Below are 4,182 nucleotides of genomic sequence, written 5' to 3'. Positions count from 1 at the left end.
TGCCGGTGCTGATGCTGGGCGGGTTTACCTCGATCCCCGGGGCCATTGTTGGCGGGCTGATCATCGGTGTCGGAGAGAAACTGTTTGAATTCGCGCTCGGCCCTGCGCTGGGTGGCGCGACCGAGAACTGGTTCGCCTATGTTCTGGCGCTGATCTTTCTGGTGTTCCGGCCTCAGGGCCTGTTCGGCGAGAAGATCATCGAGAGGGTGTAGCAATGCCAAAGCTGATCGCCATCATCAACGTGATCGCATGGGCGGGGTTCTGGGCCTTTGGCTATATCGCGCTGACCACGGATGACCTGAGCGAAAGCCAGTTGGTGATCGCGGCGCTTCTGGCCTTTGTCGGGCTGGTCACCGGTATTCTGGCCTACATGACACTGGTGCGCGCCTCGGAAGCGAGCGGTTACGCCAAGGGATCAAAACAACTGGACGCTGCGGCCCGGAACCGGGCGCAGGAAGAGTGGGGAAGGTAAGACATGTTCTATCGCGAGGCGGGGGACTTCAAGACCTCTTACAGGGATGACAGCCAGACCTTCCCGATCAAATTCGACCGGTATCGGTACTATGTGGTGCTGGCGGTGGCCTTCGGGATCATTCCCTTCATCATCAATGACTATTGGGCCAATGCGCTGCTGCTGCCCTTCCTGATCTACGCCATTGCGGCGATCGGGTTGAACATTCTGGTGGGCTATTGTGGGCAGGTCAGCTTGGGGACCGGAGGGTTCATGGCTGTGGGTGCCTATGCCTGCTACAAACTGATGACCGCCTTCCCGGATGTCAGCATGTTCATCCATGTGCTGTTGGCCGGAGGGATCACGGCCTTCGTCGGTGTCCTGTTCGGCCTGCCATCGCTTCGGATCAAGGGGTTCTATCTGGCGGTGGCCACGCTGGCGGCGCAATTCTTTCTGGTGTGGCTGTTCAATCGGGTGCCGTGGTTCTACAACTACTCGGCCTCGGGGCAGATCAACGCGCCGGAACGGGATGTGTTCGGGATCATCGTCACTGGTCCGAACGCGTCGGCCTGGGCTACCTATCTGTTCTGCCTGATCTTCCTGACCGTCAGCGCGATCATCGCGCGCAATCTGACGCGGGGCACGACCGGGCGCACATGGATGGCGATCCGCGATATGGACATCGCAGCCGAGATCATCGGGGTGAACCCTTTGAAAGCAAAACTGACCGCCTTTGCCGTCAGCTCCTTCTTTGTGGGCATCGCCGGAGCGCTGTTCTTTGCAGTATATCTGGGCGCGGTCGAAGTTGGCGAAGTCTTTGGCATCCAGAAATCGTTCCTGGTGCTATTCATGGTGATTATCGGCGGGTTAGGGTCGATTTTCGGCTCATTCGCAGGGGCGGCGTTTCTGGTGTTGCTGCCGGTGGTGCTGAAGCTGATCGGCGTCGATCTGCTGGGCTGGCCCACGGATATCGTCGCGCATCTGAACCTCGTGATCGTGGGCGCGCTGATCATCATGTTCCTGATCCTTGAACCTCATGGGTTGGCGCAGCTGTGGCGCGTGGCGAAAGAAAAACTCAGACTATGGCCGTTCCCGCATTAAGGGCGGCCCAATCATAAGACGGGTGCAAAAGCCCGAACACACCATCGGATCAATCAAGGGAGGAGACACCCGATGAAGACGAAACTGGCAACCTTGGCGCTGGGCGCCCTGATGGCTGCAGGCCCCGCGCTGGCAGATTTGGTTATCCCGGATCTCAGCTATCGCACCGGGCCTTATGCGGCGGGCGGCATCCCGTTCTCGGACGGGTATAACGACTATTTCACCCTGCTGAACGAACGTGACGGCGGTATCGGCGGTGTTCCGGTCCGGGTCATCGAATGCGAGACCGGGTACAACACCGAAAAAGGTGTGGAATGCTACGAATCCACCAAAGGCGAAGGCGCACTGGTCTATCAGCCGCTCTCGACCGGTATCACCTATCAGCTGATCCCCAAAGTGACCGCTGACGGCATCCCGCTGCACACGATGGGCTATGGCCGCACCTCGGCCGCGAATGGCAAGGTGTTCAGCAACGTGTTCAACTATCCGGCCAACTACTGGAACGGGGCGTCGGGCGCGATCAACTATCTGCTGGATGAAAACGGCGGTGACCTGAGCGGTAAGAAAATCGCGCTGGTCTATCACAACTCGGCCTATGGCAAGGAACCGATCCGCACGCTGGAAACACTGGCCGAAAAGCACGGCTATGATCTGACGCTGCTGCCGGTGGACCATCCGGGGCAAGAGCAGAAATCGCAATGGCTGCAGATCCGCCGGGAAAAGCCGGATTATGTGGTCATGTGGGGCTGGGGCGTGATGAACCAGGTCGCCGTGCAAGAGGCCGCCAACATCCGCTTCCCGATGGAGAACTTCATCGGCGTCTGGTGGTCCGGTGCTGAATTCGACGTCGAACCCGCAGGTGACAAGGCCACCGGCTACAAGGCGCTGACCTTCACCGGTCTGGGTGACGATTACCCGGTCTATGACGATCTGCGCAAATACGTCGCCGATGCGGGCAAGGCCGCGGGTGCGGGCGATCAGCTGGGCTCGGTCCAGTATAACCGGGGTCTCTATGCGGCGATGCTGGCGTCCGAGGCGATCAAGACCGCGCAGGGCATCCACGGCGTGGCCGATATCGACGCGTCGATGATGCGCGATGGTATGGAAGCGCTGGAGATGACCAACGCCAAGATGGACGCACTGGGCATGGCCGGGTTCGGGCCGGAATTCAGCGTCAGCTGTGAAAACCACGGTGGTCCGGGTCTGGTGGGTGTTGTTCAGTGGGATGCCTCGACCGGCACCTGGAACAAGCTGCAGGACTTCAAACCCACTGATGCCGAAGTGATCGGCGCGCTGATCGCCGAGGATTCGGCGGCCTACGCGGCTGAAAACAACATCTCGGAGCGCTGCAACTAAGGCGTACTGAACCCCGGGGCGGCGGTTGGCTGCCGCCCCGCACCCCACACTCGCACAAGGACACGCGCAGATGCTGGATGCGGCTCAAACCACGGATGTTCAGGCGGAAACCCTGCTTGAGGTCAACAATATCGAGGTGATCTACAACCACGTGATCCTTGTGCTGAAAGGCGTCAGCCTGACCGTGCCCAAGGGTGGCATCACCGCTTTGCTGGGCGGCAACGGCGCGGGCAAGACCACGACGCTCAAGGCCGTGTCGAACCTGCTGCATTCCGAACGGGGTGAGGTCACCAAGGGCTCGATCAAATACCGTGGTGCCAGCGTGCATGAAAGCGATCCGGCTGATCTGGTGGAAAAGGGCGTCATTCAGGTGATGGAAGGCCGCCATTGTTTCGAACATCTGACTGTCGAGGAGAACCTGCTGACCGGGGCCTATACCCGCAAGGATGGCAATGCGGCGATCCAGAAGGATCTGGAACTGGTTTACAGCTATTTTCCGCGTTTGAAAGAACGCCGTAGGTCTCAGGCGGGCTATACCTCGGGCGGGGAACAACAGATGGTGGCGATGGGTCGGGCGCTGATGTCGCGGCCGGAAACAATCCTGCTGGACGAACCCTCGATGGGTCTGGCCCCGCAGCTGGTTGAAGAGATTTTTGGCATCGTGAAAGACCTGAACGAGAAGGAAGGCGTGTCCTTCCTGTTGGCCGAACAGAACACCAATGTGGCGCTGCGGTTCGCCCATTACGGTTATATTCTGGAATCGGGGCGGGTGGTGATGGACGGCCCCGCCGCAGATTTGCGCGAGAATCCGGATGTGAAGGAATTCTATCTCGGCATGTCCGACGAAGGGCGCAAAAGCTTCCGCGATGTGCGCTCCTACCGCCGCCGCAAGAGATGGCTGTAAGCGGGATGGAGGATCAGGCGATGACTTACTATGACGCACTTGAGACCCGGTCAGCCGATCAGCGCAGTGCCGAACAAACGCAGGCCCTGCGCATCCAGATCGAACGTGCCCTGTCGGCCCCGGGTCTGGCCGCCCATTTGCAGGGGATTGGGCCGGGTGATGTTGCCTCGGTCGCTGATCTGGCAAAACTGCCGGTGCTGCGCAAATCCGATCTGGTTCAGGCGCAGGCCACGCGGCCTCCGTTCGGGGGGTTTTCGGTCAAACCGGCCCGGCATTTCCATCACGTGTTCCAGTCGCCGGGGCCGATTTATGAGCCCGGCAGCACCGATCACGACTGGTGGCGCATGGGCCGGTTTATCCATGCCGCCGG

Annotated in this window: 4 protein-coding genes and 2 pseudogenes; all 6 read left to right on the top strand. The window is 60.1% G+C overall.

Features of this window, described 5'->3' with window-relative positions:
• Positions 1-212, top strand: a pseudogene (locus MPJ51_RS03450) (branched-chain amino acid ABC transporter permease); the annotation flags it as partial.
• A gap of 2 nt (positions 213-214) precedes the next feature.
• On the top strand, positions 215-472 hold the full coding sequence (locus tag MPJ51_RS03445; RefSeq protein ID WP_298381777.1) for a hypothetical protein: 258 nt from the start codon (positions 215-217) through the stop codon (positions 470-472).
• 3 nt (positions 473-475) lie between these two features.
• Complete coding sequence (locus MPJ51_RS03440; RefSeq protein ID WP_298381774.1) at positions 476-1,552, top strand: branched-chain amino acid ABC transporter permease; 1,077 nt, start codon at positions 476-478, stop codon at positions 1,550-1,552.
• Between the two features lie 72 nt (positions 1,553-1,624).
• Positions 1,625-2,908, top strand: a complete 1,284-nt coding sequence (locus tag MPJ51_RS03435; protein WP_298381771.1) for an ABC transporter substrate-binding protein — start codon at positions 1,625-1,627, stop codon at positions 2,906-2,908.
• Positions 2,909-2,978: 70 nt separating this feature from the next.
• The gene (locus MPJ51_RS03430; protein ID WP_298381768.1) at positions 2,979-3,812 is read left to right on the top strand and encodes an ABC transporter ATP-binding protein; all 834 of its coding nucleotides are present in this window, start codon (positions 2,979-2,981) and stop codon (positions 3,810-3,812) included.
• A gap of 20 nt (positions 3,813-3,832) precedes the next feature.
• A pseudogene (locus MPJ51_RS03425) lies at positions 3,833-4,182 on the top strand (phenylacetate--CoA ligase family protein); the annotation flags it as partial.

Origin of the sequence: Ruegeria sp., assembly GCF_028066395.1 — a bacterium.
Taxonomy (GTDB): Bacteria; Pseudomonadota; Alphaproteobacteria; order Rhodobacterales; family Rhodobacteraceae; genus Ruegeria.
This window is presented reverse-complemented; position numbering and strand designations above follow the sequence as displayed.

What these genes read in the sequence shown, in the direction of transcription:
- MPJ51_RS03440 (WP_298381774.1), top strand. Translation starts at nt 476, where the DNA reads ATGTTCTATCGCGAGGCGGGGGACTTCAAGACCTCTTACAGGGATGAC.
- MPJ51_RS03445 (WP_298381777.1), top strand. Translation starts at nt 215, where the DNA reads ATGCCAAAGCTGATCGCCATCATCAACGTGATCGCATGGGCGGGGTTC.
- MPJ51_RS03430 (WP_298381768.1), top strand. Translation starts at nt 2,979, where the DNA reads ATGCTGGATGCGGCTCAAACCACGGATGTTCAGGCGGAAACCCTGCTT.
- MPJ51_RS03435 (WP_298381771.1), top strand. Translation starts at nt 1,625, where the DNA reads ATGAAGACGAAACTGGCAACCTTGGCGCTGGGCGCCCTGATGGCTGCA.